General features: G+C 58.7%; 17 protein-coding genes and 1 tRNA gene. 14 read left to right on the plus strand and 4 right to left on the minus strand.

Annotated features, from left to right (window positions below; all coding sequences use genetic code 11):
- The first annotated feature begins 129 nt into the window (after positions 1 to 129).
- The 10 genes from ACYZTY_RS07530 to ACYZTY_RS07575 all read left to right on the plus strand — a co-directional run bounded on the left by ACYZTY_RS07530 (position 130) and on the right by ACYZTY_RS07575 (position 9317).
- Positions 130 to 1956, plus strand: a complete 1827-nt coding sequence (locus ACYZTY_RS07530; protein ID WP_461957929.1) for a long-chain-acyl-CoA synthetase — start codon at positions 130 to 132, stop codon at positions 1954 to 1956.
- 112 nt (positions 1957 to 2068) lie between these two features.
- Positions 2069 to 2587 (plus strand): ankyrin repeat domain-containing protein, encoded by a 519-nt coding sequence (locus ACYZTY_RS07535; RefSeq protein WP_131062451.1) that lies wholly within the window; start codon positions 2069 to 2071, stop codon positions 2585 to 2587.
- 181 nt (positions 2588 to 2768) lie between these two features.
- Positions 2769 to 3299, plus strand: coding sequence for a hypothetical protein (locus ACYZTY_RS07540; protein WP_461957930.1), 531 nt, complete (start codon positions 2769 to 2771; stop codon positions 3297 to 3299).
- A gap of 64 nt (positions 3300 to 3363) precedes the next feature.
- On the plus strand, positions 3364 to 3555 hold the full coding sequence (locus tag ACYZTY_RS07545; RefSeq protein ID WP_131062453.1) for a PLDc N-terminal domain-containing protein: 192 nt from the start codon (positions 3364 to 3366) through the stop codon (positions 3553 to 3555).
- Between the two features lie 247 nt (positions 3556 to 3802).
- The gene (speE, locus tag ACYZTY_RS07550) at positions 3803 to 4678 is read left to right on the plus strand and encodes a polyamine aminopropyltransferase (RefSeq protein WP_461957931.1); all 876 of its coding nucleotides are present in this window, start codon (positions 3803 to 3805) and stop codon (positions 4676 to 4678) included.
- A gap of 222 nt (positions 4679 to 4900) precedes the next feature.
- On the plus strand, positions 4901 to 5134 hold the full coding sequence (locus ACYZTY_RS07555; protein ID WP_461957932.1) for a hypothetical protein: 234 nt from the start codon (positions 4901 to 4903) through the stop codon (positions 5132 to 5134).
- Positions 5135 to 5349: 215 nt separating this feature from the next.
- Positions 5350 to 5691, plus strand: coding sequence for a ribonuclease E inhibitor RraB (locus ACYZTY_RS07560; RefSeq protein ID WP_461957933.1), 342 nt, complete (start codon positions 5350 to 5352; stop codon positions 5689 to 5691).
- Between the two features lie 447 nt (positions 5692 to 6138).
- Positions 6139 to 7548 (plus strand): circularly permuted type 2 ATP-grasp protein, encoded by a 1410-nt coding sequence (locus ACYZTY_RS07565; protein WP_017337349.1) that lies wholly within the window; start codon positions 6139 to 6141, stop codon positions 7546 to 7548.
- A 12-nt stretch (positions 7549 to 7560) separates the two neighbouring features.
- Positions 7561 to 8511, plus strand: coding sequence for an alpha-E domain-containing protein (locus tag ACYZTY_RS07570; protein WP_131062458.1), 951 nt, complete (start codon positions 7561 to 7563; stop codon positions 8509 to 8511).
- Complete coding sequence (locus tag ACYZTY_RS07575) at positions 8508 to 9317, plus strand: transglutaminase family protein (protein ID WP_461957934.1); 810 nt, start codon at positions 8508 to 8510, stop codon at positions 9315 to 9317. The genes ACYZTY_RS07570 and ACYZTY_RS07575 overlap by 4 nt, the downstream gene beginning before the upstream one ends.
- A gap of 120 nt (positions 9318 to 9437) precedes the next feature.
- Here the strand turns inward: ACYZTY_RS07575 and ACYZTY_RS07580 are convergent, their stop codons facing one another.
- Positions 9438 to 10259 carry a c-type cytochrome gene (locus tag ACYZTY_RS07580; RefSeq protein ID WP_461959268.1) on the minus strand — a complete coding sequence of 274 codons (822 nt, stop codon included), beginning with the start codon at positions 10257 to 10259 and terminating at the stop codon, positions 9438 to 9440.
- 597 nt (positions 10260 to 10856) lie between these two features.
- Between ACYZTY_RS07580 and ACYZTY_RS07585 the strand changes: the two genes are divergently transcribed.
- The 3 genes from ACYZTY_RS07585 (at position 10857) to ACYZTY_RS07595 (ending at position 15050) form a co-directional block, all read left to right on the plus strand.
- Positions 10857 to 12062, plus strand: coding sequence for an acetyl-CoA C-acetyltransferase (locus tag ACYZTY_RS07585; protein ID WP_461957935.1), 1206 nt, complete (start codon positions 10857 to 10859; stop codon positions 12060 to 12062).
- 25 nt (positions 12063 to 12087) lie between these two features.
- Entirely contained in the window at positions 12088 to 14232 is a 2145-nt protein-coding gene (locus ACYZTY_RS07590) for a 3-hydroxyacyl-CoA dehydrogenase NAD-binding domain-containing protein (RefSeq protein ID WP_461957936.1), read from the plus strand.
- Positions 14233 to 14327: 95 nt separating this feature from the next.
- On the plus strand, positions 14328 to 15050 hold the full coding sequence (locus tag ACYZTY_RS07595) for an amidotransferase (RefSeq protein ID WP_461957937.1): 723 nt from the start codon (positions 14328 to 14330) through the stop codon (positions 15048 to 15050).
- A gap of 129 nt (positions 15051 to 15179) precedes the next feature.
- Here ACYZTY_RS07595 and ACYZTY_RS07600 read toward each other — a convergent pair whose 3' ends face one another.
- The 3 genes from ACYZTY_RS07600 to ACYZTY_RS07610 form a co-directional block, all read right to left on the minus strand.
- On the minus strand, positions 15180 to 16151 hold the full coding sequence (locus tag ACYZTY_RS07600) for a magnesium and cobalt transport protein CorA (protein ID WP_131062463.1): 972 nt from the start codon (positions 16149 to 16151) through the stop codon (positions 15180 to 15182).
- Positions 16152 to 16297: 146 nt separating this feature from the next.
- Positions 16298 to 17020 carry a 1-acylglycerol-3-phosphate O-acyltransferase gene (locus tag ACYZTY_RS07605; RefSeq protein ID WP_461957938.1) on the minus strand — a complete coding sequence of 241 codons (723 nt, stop codon included), beginning with the start codon at positions 17018 to 17020 and terminating at the stop codon, positions 16298 to 16300.
- Between the two features lie 214 nt (positions 17021 to 17234).
- Positions 17235 to 17924: a crotonase/enoyl-CoA hydratase family protein gene (locus tag ACYZTY_RS07610; RefSeq protein ID WP_461957939.1), complete on the minus strand. Its 690-nt coding sequence runs from the start codon at positions 17922 to 17924 to the stop codon at positions 17235 to 17237.
- Between the two features lie 307 nt (positions 17925 to 18231).
- On the opposite strand from ACYZTY_RS07610, the gene ACYZTY_RS07615 reads away from it, so the two are divergent.
- Positions 18232 to 18321, plus strand: a tRNA-Ser gene (locus tag ACYZTY_RS07615).
- The last annotated feature ends 250 nt before the right edge of the window (positions 18322 to 18571 follow it).

Here is an 18571-nt window from a genome sequence, read left to right on the forward strand (position 1 = left end):
GCGATCTCGAACGCTCGGGGCGCGGATACAAAACATTTCAAAAACCGCGTGTACAGCTCAAGAACCGCTGACGTATTTTCGGACCCATAGACCGCCGCCCGACAATAAAAAGATCGAACGGGAGCAAGCATGAGCGACACGATTACCTGGGGCATGATGCTCCGCAAACTGCCTTCCATTGCCAAAGCCATTCCTCGCGTGGTGAAAGGCATGAAAGTCGCCAATGTCAAGGACCCGACTCAAGCGTGTGGCCTCGGCTGGACCTTCGAACAAGCGACCTTGCGTAATCCCGATGGCCCCGCGTTGCTGCAGGGCGACGTCGCGCTGAGTTATTCACAGGCCAACCAGTGGGCCAATCGCATTGCTCATCACCTGATCGCCGAAGGCATCCGAAAGGGTGACGTGGTGGCGGTGTTTCTAGAAAACCGTCCGGAACTGCTGGTGACGATATTGGCCGTGGCCAAGGTCGGCGCTATCAGCGCCTTGCTCAACACCTCGCAAACCCGCGACACCCTGGCCCACAGCCTGAACCTGGTGGCGCCTGCGGCGATCATCGTTGGCGAAGAACTGGTCCCGGCGTTCAGCGCGGTCCGCGAGCGTGTGTCGATCGAGCCGACGCGCACCTGGTTCGTTGCCGATCAAAACACCTATCTTCGTCCCGGCAACGCGCCCGACGGTTTCATCAATCTGATGAGCGTCAGCGCCCAGGCGCCCAGTGAGAATCCGGCCAGCAGCCAGCAGGTATTTTTCGACGATCCTTGTTTCTATATCTACACCTCGGGCACCACCGGATTGCCCAAAGCGGGCGTTTTCAAACACGGTCGCTGGATGCGCAGCTCGGCAAGTTTCGGCCAGATCGCCCTGAACATGCAGCCGCAGGATGTCGTCTATTGCACCTTGCCGCTCTACCACGCCACCGGGCTCTGCGTGTGTTGGGGCTCGGCGATCAGCGGCGCCGCAGGATTTGCCATCCGCCGCAAGTTCAGCGCCGGCCAGTTCTGGAATGACGTGCGCAAATACCAGGCGACCACCCTCGGCTATGTGGGCGAATTATGCCGTTACCTGGTGGATCAGCCGCCCACTGCCGACGACAGCAAACACCGCGTGACCAAGATGATCGGCAATGGCCTGCGTCCCGGTGCATGGCGCGAGTTCAAGACGCGCTTTGCGGTTGATCACATCTGCGAGCTGTACGCCGCCAGCGACGGCAATATCGGCTTTACCAACATCCTGAACTTCGACAACACCATCGGCTTTTCCCTGATGGCCTGGGAGCTGGTGGCCTACGACCACGACAGCGGCCTGCCGATGCGTGATGCCAAAGGTTTCACGCGCAAAGTCGCCAAAGGTGAGCAGGGCCTGCTGTTGGCGAGAATCGACGACAAGGCGCCACTGGACGGTTACACCGATCCGCAGAAGACCGAAAAAGTCGTGCTCCACGACGTGTTCACCAAGGGCGACCGCTACTTCAATACGGGCGATCTGCTGCGCAACATTGGATTTGGTCATGCCCAGTTCGTTGATCGATTGGGTGACACCTACCGCTGGAAGGGTGAAAACGTCTCGACCACCGAGGTCGAGAACATTCTGCTGCAACACCCGAATATTTCTGAAGCCGTGGCGTATGGCGTCGAAATCCAGAACACCAACGGGCGTGCCGGCATGGCCGCGATCACGCCGGCGGAATCCCTGGCGACGCTGGACTTCAGCGAACTGCTGGAGTTTGCCCGCCAGCAAATGCCTGCGTATGCGGTGCCACTTTTCCTGCGGGTGAAAGTGAAAATGGAAACTACCGGCACCTTCAAATACCAGAAAACCCGCCTCAAGGACGAAGCTTTCGATCCCGGCAAAACCGGCGATGACCCGATTTACGCCTGGCTCCCCGGCACCCAGACTTACGTGCAAGTCACTCCGCAGTTGCTGGCGGATATTCACGGCGGCGCTTTTCGTTATTGAAAGCAGCGCTATTGAATGTGGCTATGGCGGCTCTTGAGAAAAAAGAAGTGACAGCCTCGGGGCTGCTCGGGAAACTGTCGGCTTTCCCGAATGACAGAAAGTGGAGTCCCCGATGTCAGACCAAAGCCGCCAGATGACCCCCGAAGAAGCCGCTGAATTTGCCGAACAGGTATTCAACAAAGCGCGCGAGGGCGATGCGGCCATGATGGCTGCGCTGCTGACCAAAGGCCTGCCGCCGAACCTGCGTAACCACAAGGGCGACACCTTGCTGATGCTCGCCGCCTACCACGGTCACGTGGAGACGGTAAAAGTGCTGCTGGAACACAAGGCCGACCCGGAAATCCGCAACGACAACGGCCAGAGCCCGATTGCCGGCGCCGCGTTCAAGGGCGACCTGGCGGTGGTCCAGGCGTTGGTCGAAGGTGGGGCGCAAGTGGAAGGTTCGTCCTTCGATGGTCGTACGGCGCTGATGATGGCGGCGATGTTCAACCGCGTCGAAATCGTCGATTACCTGATCAGCAAAGGCGCCGATCCGAAAGCCAAGGACGCCAATGGCGTTACCGCGCTGGATGCTGCGAAAACCCTCGGTGCCGTCGACACCACAGCGCAGTTAGAGAAGTTGCTGGCGTAACGCCCTGTAGGAGCGAGCGGTGCGGCGATCCGACTTGCCCGCGAAGAACGATAACGCGGTTTAACATGGGAAACCGAGTAATCGTTCTTCGCGGGCAAGCCTCGCTCCTACAAAAGCAAAACCTGGGCATAGTGCGCTATCCTTCGCGCCCTCAAAATTCACTCGCTACAGGATCCGCCCCATGAAAGCCGCACTCGTCGAACTCATCAGTAAAATCAGCTCCGGGTGCATGAGCGATGACGAAATCCTGAAAGTCGCTGATGAAGCGGCAGCGGCCTACGCCGATCCCGAGGCTTTTCTGACAGCCAATCCGGATATCAACTACGACGACTCCTTCCCGATTCCACTGGGCGAGTGGGTCGTGGTCGGCAGTCTGCCGGAAACCGTGCTGTTCCAGGCCGACACTTACGTAGACCTGTTCGCCCAGATCGTCGCCTCGTTTGGCCCCGGTGTTGATTTCAACATCAAACCCAAGCAACTGGCCAAAACCGAAGCCCTGACCGCGCTCAATCGCATTCAGGTGCAGATGGGCAGCATGAACAAGGAAAACGGTGGTTACACGCTGATGAACTTCAGCCAGTTGCTCGACGATGAGCTGCAAGTGGTGCTGGTCTACGGCAACGACGTACCGCGTGTGCTGGAGTTGTGCGCCGAGGTGGGCATCACCGCCGCGCCATCGCTCGAAGCCCTCAAAATTGCAGTCCACGTTTAAAAAGCGGAACCCTCGCAAGGCCCGGCTATCCTAAGAGTGCATACCACTCTTAGGGAGCGACACCATGGGTTCCACGTTCAACGGTCTGATTGGCCTGATCATTCTTGCCCTGGATATCTGGGCAATCATCAACGTGCTGAAAAGTGGCGCCAGTACAGGGATGAAAATCATCTGGGTGCTGCTGATCCTGCTGCTGCCGGTCCTGGGCCTGATCATCTGGGCCATCGCCGGGCCACGGGGCAACGTCCGGATCTGACCCCATCACAGGCCCTCTGTAGGAGCGAGGCTTGCCCGCGAAGAACGATTACACGGTTTAACAGGAAGACCGCGTTATCGTTCTTCGCGGGCAAGCCTTGCTCCTACAGGTATGTGGGAATCAGAAGGTTCGACCTGTCATCTTCCGCAACGTAGAATGCGCGCCTTTCCCGGTTAATCGAGCCGCTCGATTGGCCATCATGGGCGGGTAACCGTCCGTTGCCACCGCATTCATCGGAGCACTTCCCATGAGCAACATCACCACCAGCGACTACCTGGAAACCCTCTACGAAGGCTACGGCCAGCGTTTTCGCATGGAAAAACTGCTGCACGAAGTGCGCACCGAACACCAGCACCTGGTGATTTTCGAAAACCCGCGCATGGGCCGGGTCATGGCGCTGGACGGCGTGATCCAGACCACCGAAGCCGACGAATTCATCTACCACGAGATGCTCACCCACGTGCCGATCCTGGCGCACGGCACCGCCAAGCGCGTGCTGATCATCGGTGGCGGCGACGGCGGCATGCTGCGTGAAGTGGCCAAGCACCGCAGCGTCGAGCACATCACCATGGTCGAGATCGACGGCACCGTGGTCGAGATGTGCAAGGAATTCCTGCCGAACCACTCCAAGGGTGCGTTCGATGATCCACGCCTGAACCTGGTGATCGACGACGGCATGCGTTTCGTCGCTACCACCACCGAAAAATTCGACGTGATCATTTCCGACTCCACCGACCCGATCGGTCCGGGTGAAGTGCTGTTCTCGGAAAACTTCTACCAGGCCTGCCGCCGCTGCCTGAACGAAGGCGGCATCCTGGTGACCCAGAACGGCACCCCGTTCATGCAGATCGAAGAAGTCAAAACCACCGCAGGTCGCCTGCGCAGCCTGTTCCCGGACTGGCACTTCTATCAGGCTGCCGTGCCAACCTACATCGGTGGCTCGATGACCTTCGCCTGGGGCGCGACCAACACCGCCTATCGCAAGTTGTCCCGTGAAACCTTGCAACAGCGCTTCGCCGGCAGCGGCATCATCACCCGCTACTACAACCCGGAAATCCACATCGGCGCCTTCGCCTTGCCGCAATATGTGCTGCAAGCGGTGAACAAGCCAAGCAACGACTAAACTAATGATGTACGCATAACCCCTGTAGGAGCGAAGCTTGCTCGCGAAGGCGGTGTATCAGTCAATACACATGTCGACTGACACACCGCCTTCGCGAGCAAGCTTCGCTCCTACAGGTCCTGTGTTTTTCAAGCAGCGGGCGGTAATCCGTGGGAACGATCAGTCAGGCCAAAAGTCCAGATGGTTGTAAGCCCATTTGCGGGTTTGTTCGAGGAGGTACTGATGCAAAAGTGGAAAATCACTTTCGTGGATGATCACGGTGAACAAGTTGACGAGGTGTTCGAAAGCGATGAATGCCCGAACAACGAGCAAGCCGCGAAACTCATTCGCGCCCGACGTCTGCCTGTGGCTGCCGAACTGGACCTCAACGATCTGGAAGGGCGCACCGATGATCCGACTGTCAAAAGCCTGAAGACCCAGAACAGCATTGAAATCCTCAGCATCACTCCCGTCTGAAATTCACCTCGTCACATTCACAACCAGGCCTTGGCAGCGCCTCTGTCTTGGGGCTACTCTGCAAGCGAGATCAGCGAACGGATCGCTAAGGTCTGGTCTTGTCAGCTACATGCTTGCTTCCCACCGGCAACGCTGTTGCCGCATCGCTCGCACCAATCGGTTGCGAGTGCCGGGAATACGGAAAGTCTATCCATCATGATTGAGGGGGACGTTTCATGAGCACAGCCTATCAAGAAGACATCAGCAGCAGCGTGTTGCGCCGCATGAAAGAAGGCGGTTTCGACTTTTCACGATTCCATCCCATCGAGTTCTACGCCATTTTCCCGGACGAGGAGCGGGCACGCAGGGCAGCAGGGCATTACTGTGGTGAATCCTTGAATGCACAAATCAGCGTGCGTGATGACGGCGCGTGGGCCCTGGAACTGAGCAATGTGATGTACGCAACCTATGACGGTATCGGCGACTTTGAGCAGGACTTCGAGGCGGTGGTCGAGCCTCTGGGCGGCATCATCGAAGGATGGGGCGTCAAGCAGGAGGTACGAGGGCTACTCGCATAAGCTTATGAACAGTGACAACGCTCAGCAACGGCTGACCTTAGGGTTGGCCGTTTTTGTTTGAAGAAGATCGCAGCCTCGTTTCACTCGACAGCTGCTACAGAGTGAAACGAGGCTGCGATCTTTCTATGTGGTTTTTGATTCATAACGTTTCAAAAAATCAAAAAAAACCGCCTGAGCAGGCGGCTAAAGGGAAGTTCGTTCAGGTTTTGCAGCGAATGCGTGGATTATCCGCATCGACTCCCGGGCAGTGAAATCAACTCTGACTATGCTGGTGATAGGCGACAGCGTCGCCTTGCAATGAAGCGGGGGCGATCAGCGTGGGGCGTTTGCTGCACAGGATTGGTGCGGTGCAAACGGCGTCATTATCCAACTGATTGATAACAAAGCGTTTCTGCCGATGGCACGGGCCTTGCGAAGCCTAGATGTCCGGGTGACAAGGAGTACGGCATGATCCGCACCTATTTTGATGAGATGTACGATGCCGGCGGCCAGGTCCGCCCGCATTATCGGGAGTTTGCCCGTTGGCTGGCCGAGACGCCTGACGAGCTTTTGGCACAACGGCGACGCGAGGCCGATCTGCTGTTTCATCGCGCCGGGATTACCTTCACGCTCTACGGGGATGAGCAGGGGACAGAGCGCCTGATTCCCTTCGATACCATCCCGCGCAGCATCCCTGCCAGTGAATGGCGGATTGTCGAGCGCGGCTGTATCCAGCGGGTCAAGGCGTTGAACATGTTCCTCGCCGATCTCTACCACGAGCAGCGCATCATCAAGGCCGGGATCATCCCGGCCGAGCAAGTGCTGGCCAACGAGCAATACCAGTTGGCGATGCAAGGGCTGGATCTGCATCGCGATATCTATTCGCACATCTCCGGTGTCGATCTGGTGCGCGATGGCGACGGCACGTACTACGTGCTTGAAGACAACCTTCGTACACCCAGCGGCGTGAGCTACATGCTCGAAGACCGCAAGATGATGATGCGCCTGTTCCCCGAGCTGTTCTCGGCCCAGCGCATCGCACCGATCGACCATTATCCAAACCTGTTGCTCGACACCCTGAAAAGCTCCAGCCCGATCGATAACCCGAGCGTGGTGGTGCTGACGCCGGGTCGCTTCAACAGCGCGTTTTTCGAGCATGCCTTCCTGGCACGGGAGATGGGCGTCGAGTTGGTGGAAGGCGCGGACCTGTTCGTGCGTGACGACAAGGTGTTCATGCGCACCACGGACGGGCCGAAAGCCGTCGACGTCATTTACCGTCGCCTCGACGATGCGTTCCTCGATCCGCTGGCGTTCAACCCGGACTCGATGCTCGGCGTTCCAGGGCTGCTGTCGTCCTATCGCTCCGGCAACGTCGTGCTGGCGAATGCCATCGGCACCGGGGTTGCGGACGACAAGTCGGTGTATCCGTTTGTCACGGACATGATCCGTTTTTACCTGGACGAAGAACCGATTCTGAAGAATGTGCCGACGTTTCAGTGTCGCAACCCTTCGGAACTGTCCCACGTGCTGGCCAATCTTCCAGACCTGGTGGTCAAGGAAACCCAGGGCTCCGGCGGTTACGGAATGCTGGTAGGGCCGGCGGCGACGGCGGCGGAAATCGAGTCTTTCCGCGCGCGGATCAAGGCCAAGCCTCACGCGTATATCGCGCAACCGACGTTGTCCCTGTCGACCTGTCCGACCTTTGTCGAAAACGGCATCGCCCCACGCCATATCGACCTGCGTCCGTTTGTATTGTCTGGCCGCGAAACCCGGGTTGTGCCCGGCGGTTTGACCCGTGTCGCCCTGCGCGAAGGCTCCCTGGTGGTGAATTCCTCCCAGGGCGGCGGAACCAAGGACACCTGGGTGGTCGAGGATTGAAGGAAGCTTGCCATGTTAAGTAGAACTGCCTCGGATTTGTATTGGATGTCGCGTTACCTGGAGCGGGCGGAAAACCTCGCACGGATGCTCGACATCAGTTATTCGCTGTCGCTGATGCCGCAGGATGGTCGCGGTGACGGCCTGCACGAACTGGCCATGCCGCTGCTGATCACCGGCACCCTGGACGATTACCTGGAGCGCCACGGTGACTTGCACGCCGAACGGCTGCTGCATTTCTTTGCCTTGGACGCGGCCAACCCGGCAAGCATCTACAGCTGCCTCGGCTCGGCGCGGGCCAGTGCTCATGCGGTGCGTGGGCGAATCACCGCGGACATGTGGGAAAACATCAACGCCACGTGGCTGGAAATTCGCGGGATCGCCGAGCAGGGCTTGAGTCGCTACGGCATGAGCCGTTTTTGCGAGTGGATCAAGGAACGTTCCCACCTGTTCCGTGGCGCGTCCTACGGCACGATCATGCGTAACGATGCGTTCCGCTTCATTCGTCTGGGGACGTTTATCGAACGGGCCGACAACACCTTGCGCCTGCTCGACGCCCGCTACGAAATGGCCGGCGATCAGGCCGAAGCGGTCAGCGATGGCACCGCTCACGCGTATTACCAGTGGAGCGCTTTATTAAGGGCGTTGTCGTCGTTCGAGGCCTACACCGAGATCTACCGCGACGCACCCGGCGCCCGGCATGTGGCCGAGTTGCTGTTGCTGCGCGCCGATGTGCCACGTTCCCTGCGTGCCTGCACCGAAGAAATCGACCAGATCCTCGCCCAACTGCCGGGGGCCAATGGCCGCCCCGCGCAACGTCTGGCGGCGGAGATGGACGCGCGCCTGCGCTACACCGGCATCAACGAAATTCTCGACGAAGGCCTGCATGCCTGGCTGACCGAATTCATCCCGCTGGTGCGCCAGTTGGGTAACGCCATTCACAGTTCTTACCTGGAGGCTGCATGAGACTTTCCATTAGCCACGAAACCACCTATCACTACGAAGATCAGGTGCGGGCGAGCATCCAGTACTTGCGACTGACACCCCACGACAGCGAGCGTCAGCATGTGCTCAGCTGGCAACTCGACCTGCCGCGCCCGGTGCGCGCGCAACTCGATCCGTTCGGCAACATCCTGCACGTGCTGACCATGGACGAGCCGCACGAGGCAATTATCATCGGCGCCCGTGGCCAGGTGGACATCGACGAACTGCGTGAAGCCGAGCATGAGAGCCAGTCGGCGCTGCCGTTCCTGCGCTTCACGCGCCTGACCGAAGCTGACGAGGCGTTGCGTGCGTTCGCCGAGAAGGAGTGCAAAAAACGCCGGGATCGCACGGCGCTGATCGACTTGATGCATGGCCTGAATTCGCACATGACCTACACGCCGGGCTCCACCGAGGTGGATACCAGCGCCGCCCAGGCCTTCGCCGGGCGTTCCGGCGTCTGTCAGGACCACACCCATGCGTTTTTGGCCTGTGCCCGCAGCCTGGGCATTCCGTCGCGTTATGTGTCGGGGTATTTGTACAGCGAGAACAGCGAACACCTGGCCAGTCACGCCTGGGCCGAAGCCTGGCTCGATGACGCGTGGTACAGCTTCGATGTGACCAATGAACTGGCCCGGCCGGAGCGGCATTTGAAACTGGCGGTAGGCCTGGATTACCTGGATGCCTGCCCGGTGCGAGGCATGCGTCGGGGCGGCGGGTGTGAGCAGATGCATGCGAAAGTGTTTGTGTCGCCGACGCCGCTGCCAGTCATCTCCGTCCAGCAACAATAACCGCAACACCACCCCCCTGTAGGAGCGAGGCTTGCCCGCAAATAACGATAACGCGGTCCTTTCGTTAGACCGCATCGCCTTCTTCGCGGGCAAGCCTCGCTCCTACAAGGAGAAATGGGGTCAGGGCTTAACCTTGCGTCCAGCCATATGCTTCAAATACCCCACCAACATTTCCAGATCCCCATCCGGCAACACCGTCGCCGCAAACCCCGGCATCTTCGCCTGAGGCCATTGCCGCAAGCTCTGCGGATCTCGAATGTAGCGCTTCAGGAAATCCGCCCCAAAGTACTCGGTCGGATTAAATGGAATGTTCAAATCCGGCCCGAACTGCGCATCTCCGGCACCATTGAGTCGGTGACAGGCCAGGCAATTCTTCTGAAACAAGGCAAAGCCTTTATTAACCGGATCGTCGGCCTTCAAGGCAGGATCGGGCAGCAGTGCAGGGAAGCGCTCGGCGACTGGCGCCATGCGCTTGATACTCGCCACTTGAAACGGCCATTGCTCAGGGCTGATGTGGCCGGCTTGCGGATCGACCCACACCAGATAAAACGGCCCGGCACCCGGTTTGCCTTCAGATAGCGCAGGCCACGGCTTGGCCGGGTCTTCAATCGCCAACCACGCGCGCGCGCCCTTGGCGTTCAGCAACGGCGCCGCCGACAACTCGGCGGCAAACCCGTCGAGCGCCACGGCTTGCAGATGATCTTCAGGCTTGATGCCGGTCAACAACGCCGCCAACGGAACCGCGCGATAGCTCATGGCCCGCTTGTAGGAAACGTCGTCGCTGATGGTGATGGTCTGGACTTGAGGGTGCTTGAGCAGCTCCTCTGTCTGCCAGTTACGACTGCTCGCGCCCAGCTCGATGTTCAGCTGTGCGGCATACAAGGGCGTGCTGAGCAGCAAGGCCCCGAACAGAATGAGCGTTTTCAAATGATCGCCGTCCATGTCGTGGAAGTGCCCAAAGGTTGGCACACCCACGCTGGCCCGGGTAGCGAGCCAGTTACATTTTTAAGAGGGCGATGTAAAAACCTGGCGCCGTAATATTTGAATATCGACTAGCCGATCACCTTGGTCAGGTTCGGCAAGATCAACAACAGCGTAGTGGCGAAAAGAATGAGCCCGGCTTGACGTACTTTCGAATGCTTGAACATGGCTTGACCGCCTTTTTTGTTATTTCCTGATGCCTGCCTGCATATCTCCATGACGGCAGAGCGCTGAACGTCCTGTAAGACAAGTGCCTCGGCAAAACCCGACGACAACTTCGTACATGTTCACCTTAGAGCCCGCGTCACGCTTGGTTTAGATCCATTTCGTATGGTGTTATCACTTAAAGCTTTAAAAAAGGTATGAGGCCTATTGCCAGCTTCTTGGGCGCCCGTTTGCTAGACAGCTTGGTGACGTGAATCTGTTAATCCGCACCCGAACGACCGTCCGTCTGAGCGTGTCCGTCAACGCCAGTGAGCACTGCGGTCATTGAATCCACGGCGGCTCGGCCTAAGGTGGAAGCTCAGTATTTACTCACCGCCCAGGTTCGAGGACGTCATGACCCAAGCTTTGATTTTCGACGCGTTACGCACGCCCCGTGGCAAAGGCAAGGCCGATGGCGCCCTGCACAGCGTCAAACCGGTGAATCTGGTGGCCGGGTTACTCACGGCGTTGCAGCAGCGCACGTCGCTGGACACCAGTCAGGTCGATGACGTGGTGCTCGGGTGCGTCACGCCCATCGGCGATCAAGGCTCCGATATCGCCAAGACCGCAGCACAAGTCGCCGATTGGGACGTCAGCGTGTCTGGCGTGCAGATCAATCGTTTCTGCGCCTCGGGGCTCGAAGCCGTGAACCTCGGGGCGATGAAAGTCCGTTCCGGCTTCGAAGACCTGGTGGTGGTCGGCGGCGTCGAGTCCATGTCCCGCGTGCCCATGGGCAGCGATGGCGGCCCATGGGCGCTGGACCCGGAAACCAATCTGCACAGTCATTTCACCCCGCAAGGCGTCGGCGCCGACCTGATCGCCACGATTGAAGGCTTCAGTCGCCAGGACGTCGATGCCTACGCATTGCACTCCCAGCAAAAGGCTGCACGGGCGCGGGCGGACGGTTCGTTCAACAAGTCGCTGGTAGCGGTGCAGGATCAGAACGGCATCATCCTGCTCGATCACGATGAGTTCATTCGCGCCGAATCCACCCTTGAAGGCCTGGGCAAGCTCAAGCCAAGCTTCGAGATGATGGGGCTGATGGGTTTTGACGCCACCGCACTGCGGGTTTACAGCCAAGTGGAGCGGATCAATCACGTCCACACCCCAGGCAACAGCTCCGGCATTGTCGATGGCGCCGCCCTGATGTTGATCGGTTCCGAGGCCAAGGGCCGCGCGCTGGGTTTGCAGCCACGGGCGCGGATCGTCGCCACCGCGGTTACCAGCACCGACCCGACCATCATGCTCACCGGCCCGGCGCCGGCCACCCGCAAAGCACTGGCCAAGGCCGGGCTGCGGGTCGAAGACATTGACCTGTTCGAGGTCAACGAAGCCTTCGCTTCGGTGGTGCTGAAATTCATCAAGGATATGGCCATCGACCCGGACAAAGTCAACGTCAACGGCGGCTCCATCGCCATGGGCCACCCGCTGGGCGCCACTGGCTGCGCGATTCTCGGCACGCTGCTCGATGAACTGGAAACACGGCGCCTGCGCTATGGCCTAGCGACCCTGTGTGTCGGCGGCGGCATGGGCATTGCCACCATCATCGAACGCCTCTGAGCCCCGACCTTAAGGAACAAGTGACATGACCGAAGCCATTCGTTACGAAAAAGGTCAGGACCAGATCGTCGTCCTGACCATCGACATGCCGGGCCAGAGCGCCAACACCATGAACGCGGTCTATCGCGAGGCGATGGCCGCCTGCGTCGCCCGACTGGTGACCGAAAAGGACGGCATTGCCGGCGTGATCATCACCTCGGGCAAGAAAACCTTCTTTGCCGGCGGCGACCTCAATGAACTGATCAAGGTCGGCAAACCCGAAGCCAAGGCCTTTTACGACATGGTCCTGACGCTCAAGGGCCAGTTGCGTACCCTGGAAACCCTCGGCAAACCGGTGGTGGCCGCGATCAATGGCGCGGCGTTGGGCGGTGGATGGGAAATCTGCCTCGCCTGTCATCACCGCGTGGCGCTGGACAACCCATCCGTGCAGCTCGGCCTGCCGGAAGTCACCCTCGGCCTGTTGCCGGGTGGCGGTGGGGTGGTGCGCATGGTGCGGATGCTGGGGATTGAAAAAGCCTTGCCGTACCTGCTCGAAGGCAAAAAAGTCCGGCCGCAGCAGGCGCTGCAAGCGGGTTTGATCGATGAACTGGCAGCGGATCGCGATGAACTGCTGAGCAAGGCGCGCGCCTGGATTATCGCCAATCCGACGGCCGTACAGCGTTGGGATGTGAAGGGTTATCAGATTCCCGGGGGCACGCCTTCGAACCCGAAAGTCGCGCAAATGCTCGCCATCGCACCGTCTATCCTGCGCAGCAAAACCCAGGGTTGCATGCCTGCGCCGGAGAAGATTCTTTGCGCGGCGGTTGAAGGCGCCCAGGTGGATTTCGACACCGCACACCTGATCGAAACCCGCTACTTCACGGAATTGACCACCGGCCAGATCTCGAAAAACCTGATCGGCACGTTCTGGTTCCAGCTCAACGAGATCAACGCTGGCGGCTCGCGGCCTCAAGGTTTTTCACCTTACGTCACGCAGAAAGTCGGCGTGCTCGGTGCCGGGATGATGGGGGCCGGCATCGCTTTTGTCAGCGCCTCGGCCGGCATTGACGTGGTGCTCAAGGACATCAACCTCGCGGCAGCGGAGAAGGGCAAGGCTCACTCAGCGGCGCTGCTGGACAAGAAAGTCGCTCGCGGCCAGATGATCCCGGAACAGAGAGAGGCGATTCTGGCGCGGATCCACACCACCGAAAGCGATGCGGACCTGGCCGGCTGCGACCTGATCATTGAAGCGGTCTTCGAAGACCGTGTGCTTAAAGCCAAAGTCTCCTCGGCGGCGCAGAAAGTCGTCGGCCCCGCCGCAGTGATCGCCTCCAACACCTCGACCTTGCCGATCAGCGGCCTGGCCACTGCCGTGCCGGATCAAACCAAGTTCATCGGTCTGCATTTCTTCAGCCCGGTGGAAAAAATGCCACTGGTGGAAATCATCAAAGGCGCCAACACCAGCGACGAAACCCTGGCGCGCGGGTTCGATTTCGTCCTGCAAATCAAGAAAACCCCGATTGTGGTCAACGACAGCCGTGGTTTCTTCACCTCACGGGTGTTCGGCACCTTCACCAACGAAGGCATCGCCATGCTCGGCGAAGGCGTGAGCGCGCCGATGATCGAGACTGAGGCGCGCAAGGCCGGCATGCCGATCGGACCTCTGGCGATCTCCGACGAAGTTTCCCTCAGCCTGATGAGCCATATCCGCCAGCAAACCGCCAAAGACCTGCAAGCAGAAGGGAAACCGCTGATTGAGCACCCGGCGTTCGCCGTGATTGACTTGCTGCTTAACGAATACAAGCGGCCCGGCAAAGCCGCTGGAGGCGGTTTCTACGAATATCCGGTCGGTGGCCAGAAACATTTGTGGCCGGAGCTCAAAAGCCGTTTCGAGAAAGCCGACGGGCAGATTTCGCCGAAGGACGTGCGCGATCGCTTGCTGTTCGTGCAAGCCATCGAAACCGTGCGTTGCGTGGAGGAGGGCGTGCTGACCTCGACGGCGGACGCCAACATTGGCTCAGTCTTCGGCATCGGCTTCGCGGCCTGGACCGGCGGTGCGCTGCAGTTCATCAATCAGTACGGGGTGAAAGACTTCGTCGCCCGCGCCCAGTACCTGGCCCAGCAGTATGGCGAGCGTTTTGCGCCGCCGGCGTTGCTGCTGGATAAAGCCGCCAAAGGGGAGGCCTTCTAAGGGACGTATGACGCCTTCCGGGGCTTGCCTTGTCACGGTGTTTCGAGGCAGGCTCTGGGGTGTGCATTATTCCCATCACGTGTCAGGTATTTTTTATGTCGTTACGCATCTGCATTCTGGAAACCGACATCCTGCGTCCGGAACTGGTCGATCAATATCAGGGTTACGGGCAGATGTTCCAGAACCTGTTTTCGCAGCAACCCATCGCTGCCGAGTTCACCGTGTTCAACGTGATGCACGGCGAGTACCCGAGCGATGATCTGACCTTCGATGCCTACCTCGTCACCGGCAGCAAGGCCGATTCCTTCGGCACCGACCCATGGATTGAAACCCTTAGAACTTACCTGCTGGACCGCTACAAGCGTGGCGACAAACTGCTGGGCGTGTGCTTCGGCCACCAACTGCTGGCGCTGCTGTTGGGCGGCAAGAGCGAACGTGCGAGCCAAGGCTGGGGCGTCGGCACCCACAGCTACAAAATGGCGGCGAAGGCACCGTGGATGAGTCCGGTGCGTGAAGAGCTGACGTTGTTGATCAGCCACCAGGACCAGGTCACGTCGCTACCGGAAAACGCCACGGTCATCGCCTCGAGCGATTTCTGCCCGTTCGCCGCATACCACATCAACGATCAGGTGCTGTGCTTCCAGGGGCACCCGGAATTCATTCACGATTACTCGCGTGCGCTGCTGGAGATTCGTCAGCAAGCCTTGGGTGAGCAGATTTACACGAAAGGCGTAGCGAGCCTTGAGCAAGAGCACCACGGTGCGACGGTCGCGGAGTGGATGATGCGGTTTGTGGCGCACAAGCCAGAAGCTGTTTAAACCTTTAAAAGCTTCGCGGGCAAGTCGGACCGCCGCACCGCTCGCTCCTACAGATCACCGAAACCCTGTAGGAGCGAGCGGTGCGGCGGTCCGACTTGCCCGCGAATTTTATGGACGCCGCGGTAATGGCTACAACCACCCCGACCTCTTGAAACTCACCCACAAACTCACACACCCCACCGCAATAAACCCCAACACCGCGAAATACCCGTAATGCCACGTCAACTCCGGCATGTTCTGAAAGTTCATCCCGTAGATCCCCGCGACCGCCGTCGGGAACGCCAGAATCGCCGCCCACGCCGCAAACTTGCGCTGCACCACGCTCTGCCGCGATGCCTCCAGCAACACCCCGACCTCAATGGTCTGGCTGGCAATATCCGCCAGAGTCGTCAGGTCCTCCATCTGCCGCGTGACGTGAATCTGCACATCGCGGAAATACGGGCGCATGTTCTTGTCGATAAACGGAAAGTTCAGCTTCTGCAGCTCCTCACCAATCTCCACCATCGGCGCCGCATAACGGCGCAGGCGCAACACGTCCCGGCGCAGGCCATGCAGCTTCTGGATGTCATGTTCATTCAGCGCGCTGCACAGCACGTTGCGCTCCAGTTCATCGATCTCCGCATGGATCGCTTCGCCCATCGGCTGGTAGTTTTCAATCACAAAATCGAGGATGGCATAGAGTACGAAGTCCTCCCCATGCTCCAGCAAGATCGGACGCGCCTCACAGCGCTGTCGGACCAGGGCGTAGGACGCCGAGTGACCATTACGTGCGGTAATGATGTAACCGTTGCCGGCAAAGATATGAGTTTCGATGAACTCCAGTTTGCCTTCGTGCCGGATCGGCGAATACGTGACGATAAAAAGGGCGTCGCCGAAGGTTTCGAGCTTCGGTCGGCTGTGTTTTTCCAATGCGTCTTCGATGGCCAATTCGTGCAGGTTGAACTGGCGTTGCAGGTTGGTCAGTTCCAGGGCGTTCGGCTCTTCAAGGCCGATCCAGACAAAGTGGTCAGGCTTGGCAGCCCAGGCAGCGCCTTCGTCGAGCGTAATATTGGAAACTTTTTTACCGGCGCTATAAACAGCAGCAGCGACAACTCTACCCATGATTCTGGTTCACTTCTTATTTGCAGGTGGCAGTGGCAGGCAGTGTTCACTTTAGCCTTGTCTGCTGCTTGAGAGTCAGTGAAATCTGTTGAGTTCGCCGGCAAAAGTCTGGAGGCGAAAAAAACCCGCACTCGGCGGGTTTGTTGTTAAGCGGCTTGCAGTTGCCGGTCCATCGACTCAATGCACTCGCGCATCTGCTCTCGGCACTGGGCGATCAGCAGGGGCATGTCGTCCAGGCTCAATCCCGCCGTAGGAATCGCCGGCAGCGAGCGAATCAGAATTTTCCCACTGCGCCAACGGTTCAATCGCATGTGTTTAACGTAACTGCTGACACACACCGGCACGATCGGTACGCCCGCGGCGATTGCCATCTGAAACGCGCCTTTCTTGAACGGCAGTAGCTCTTCACCGAGGTTGCGTGTGCCTTCAGGGAAGACCCAGATTGAGGTGTCTTCATGCTGCAAGGTGTGCGTGGTGGTCAACATCGACTGGCGCGCCTTGTGCGCATTGCCGCGATCAATCAACACATTGCCAGCCAGCCAGAACAACTGCCCAAACAGCGGCACCCACTTCAGGCTCTTCTTGCCAATGCACACGGTGCGGCGGGGCACCACGTTGCCGAACACAAACAGATCGTAGTTGGACTGGTGGTTGGCGATGATCACACAGCTATCGGGTTTATACATCAATGGCCCGACATCGGCCTTGACTCGTAAACGCAAAATACACATCGCCGGCCACGCATACAGGCGCGCGCACAAACGGCTGTTGTCCGGGTTGAACGGACGGCACAGGCCCAGAATCACCCCAAGCACACCGGCCAGAATAAAGTGCAGACCCATCAATAACATACGAAACACAAACAGCATTTACAGGCCCCGCCGGGACAAAAGGTGGCGCAGTGTACGGATGTGCACTGTTTTCGGCAATTGCCGCTATAGAGGTAGGAGATAGGCGATGTTTGTGCGCATGTTTCCGACTTGTGGGTCAGACGCGTTCTAGAGCGGTTGTTGGATTTTCAACAGCGCGCGTATGAAAAAGCCCGACACGACGGTCGGGCTTTTCGTTGCATCCTGTTTGGGTTTAACCCATGTGTTCCTGATCCAGGATGATCGCGTTGTCCAGCGTATCGAGCAGTGCCTTGCGCACTTTCAGCTTGGTGTTCTTGTGCGCGGTCATGTTGATCTTCTTCAACTGACGCGCCGCCGCCAATGCTGCACCTTGCAACTCCTCGGCCGACACCACCACGTCGAGGAAGCCGGCATCCACGGCGCTCTGTGGATTAAACATCTCACCGTTGATGACGGAGCGGTGGAACGCCGATTTGCGCAGACGATCACGCGCAATCTCGATACCGGCGTGGTGCATGGTCATGCCGATCTGCACTTCGTTCAGACCAATGCTGAACGGGCCGTCGACACCAATGCGGTAATCCGCCGACAACAACAAGAAGGCACCCTTGGCCACCGCATGCCCAGGGCACGCCACGATCACCGGGAACGGATGCGACAACAGACGACGGGCCAGCGTCGAGCCGGCAGTCACCAGCGCGACCGCTTCTTTAGGGCCGGACGTCATGACCTTCAAGTCATAACCGCCGGACAGAATCCCGGGCGTACCGGTAATGATCACCACCGCACGATCAGTCACCGCCTGATCCAGCGCAGTATTAAACGCAGCAATCACGTCCGGGGAGATGGCATTGACCTTGCCATTGCTCAAGGTCAGGGTCGCGATACCGTCTTCGAGATGGTAGGAAATCAACTCACTCATGACGCTATTCCTTGTATGAAAGTTGGGGCAGACGTTACCCACCGCCGCAAGCCAGGTAAAGCGCCGTGACTGACCCGCCAGTCACCCTTTCCCCCCGGGCAAGCGTAGCCCGCCACACCCGCCGTGCATTCCCCTCTCTATAGAAGAAGGTGCGAAGCCGGAGATTGGCAGGTTTGCCATCGCCGGGAACCCACCGGAACGACTAAAACGCTAAGCGCATGAAAATTCTGCAAAAAAAGTTTGCCATAAGAAAAGCTTTCGACTACATTAGCGCGCCTCGACAGACAGAACATGTTTGACGAGATACGGTGAAGTGTCCGAGTGGCTTAAGGAGCACGCCTGGAAAGTGTGTATACAAGAAATTGTATCGAGAGTTCGAATCTCTCCTTCACCGCCAAATTCGATGTAACCAGAACCCCTGATTTCGAGAGAAATCAGGGGTTTTGTGGTTTCTGGGGTTAGTATTTCAGTCATGCTGCCGTTGTTGGCTCAGGCGAATTAGCGAAGTCGCTTCTGAAAATGATGTAGGAATAGTGAGAGGCGTGTGGGAAGTCATGCAGGAACGCCAGGCGTTTAGGTGCTTCCATAGGCTCAAGCACCTCCCGCGAGTCGTCTCGAGAGGGGGTATTCATTTCGTGCCTCCAGAG

It is taken from the genome of Pseudomonas sp. LB1P83 (genome assembly GCF_054897885.1).

Excerpts from the sequence above, each read along its gene's own strand:
- ACYZTY_RS07530 (WP_461957929.1), top strand. The coding sequence starts at position 130 with ATGAGCGACACGATTACCTGGGGCATGATGCTCCGCAAACTGCCTTCC.
- ACYZTY_RS07535 (WP_131062451.1), top strand. The coding sequence starts at position 2,069 with ATGTCAGACCAAAGCCGCCAGATGACCCCCGAAGAAGCCGCTGAATTT.
- ACYZTY_RS07540 (WP_461957930.1), top strand. The coding sequence starts at position 2,769 with ATGAAAGCCGCACTCGTCGAACTCATCAGTAAAATCAGCTCCGGGTGC.
- ACYZTY_RS07545 (WP_131062453.1), top strand. The coding sequence starts at position 3,364 with ATGGGTTCCACGTTCAACGGTCTGATTGGCCTGATCATTCTTGCCCTG.
- speE (WP_461957931.1), top strand. The coding sequence starts at position 3,803 with ATGAGCAACATCACCACCAGCGACTACCTGGAAACCCTCTACGAAGGC.
- ACYZTY_RS07555 (WP_461957932.1), top strand. The coding sequence starts at position 4,901 with ATGCAAAAGTGGAAAATCACTTTCGTGGATGATCACGGTGAACAAGTT.
- ACYZTY_RS07560 (WP_461957933.1), top strand. The coding sequence starts at position 5,350 with ATGAGCACAGCCTATCAAGAAGACATCAGCAGCAGCGTGTTGCGCCGC.
- ACYZTY_RS07565 (WP_017337349.1), top strand. The coding sequence starts at position 6,139 with ATGATCCGCACCTATTTTGATGAGATGTACGATGCCGGCGGCCAGGTC.
- ACYZTY_RS07570 (WP_131062458.1), top strand. The coding sequence starts at position 7,561 with ATGTTAAGTAGAACTGCCTCGGATTTGTATTGGATGTCGCGTTACCTG.
- ACYZTY_RS07575 (WP_461957934.1), top strand. The coding sequence starts at position 8,508 with ATGAGACTTTCCATTAGCCACGAAACCACCTATCACTACGAAGATCAG.
- ACYZTY_RS07580 (WP_461959268.1), bottom strand. The coding sequence starts at position 10,259 with ATGGACGGCGATCATTTGAAAACGCTCATTCTGTTCGGGGCCTTGCTG.
- ACYZTY_RS07585 (WP_461957935.1), top strand. The coding sequence starts at position 10,857 with ATGACCCAAGCTTTGATTTTCGACGCGTTACGCACGCCCCGTGGCAAA.
- ACYZTY_RS07590 (WP_461957936.1), top strand. The coding sequence starts at position 12,088 with ATGACCGAAGCCATTCGTTACGAAAAAGGTCAGGACCAGATCGTCGTC.
- ACYZTY_RS07595 (WP_461957937.1), top strand. The coding sequence starts at position 14,328 with ATGTCGTTACGCATCTGCATTCTGGAAACCGACATCCTGCGTCCGGAA.
- ACYZTY_RS07600 (WP_131062463.1), bottom strand. The coding sequence starts at position 16,151 with ATGGGTAGAGTTGTCGCTGCTGCTGTTTATAGCGCCGGTAAAAAAGTT.
- ACYZTY_RS07605 (WP_461957938.1), bottom strand. The coding sequence starts at position 17,020 with ATGCTGTTTGTGTTTCGTATGTTATTGATGGGTCTGCACTTTATTCTG.
- ACYZTY_RS07610 (WP_461957939.1), bottom strand. The coding sequence starts at position 17,924 with ATGAGTGAGTTGATTTCCTACCATCTCGAAGACGGTATCGCGACCCTG.